At 44.2% G+C, this 215-nt stretch carries 1 protein-coding gene; it reads left to right on the forward strand.

Annotated features, from left to right (window positions below):
* Positions 1 to 33 precede the first annotated feature (33 nt).
* On the forward strand, positions 34 to 215 hold a 182-nt coding region (locus HMPREF2942_RS00820), incomplete at its 3' end, for a DUF6318 family protein (protein ID WP_246824321.1).

A 215-nucleotide genomic window follows, 5' to 3' on the forward strand; every position in this document is an offset into this window, starting at 1 on the left:
CGCGAGAAGTCTATTGAAGGTATCCGTAAGACGATGGATGCATGGATTAAATGGGGTAATTATGGTGTGCAGACTGGTGACTATTTAATGGCTCGTCAGTTCATTTCACCGACTTTTGAAGTTGAGCTAAAAGAATACGATGATATTGAAGACCTTTATCGACGCGGAGGTTGGGTAATTGACGGAATAGAAAACCTGCGTGCTGATGGTGCGCC

Source organism: Rothia sp. HMSC071C12 (genome assembly GCF_001813895.1).
Taxonomy (GTDB): domain Bacteria; phylum Actinomycetota; class Actinomycetes; order Actinomycetales; family Micrococcaceae; genus Rothia; species Rothia mucilaginosa.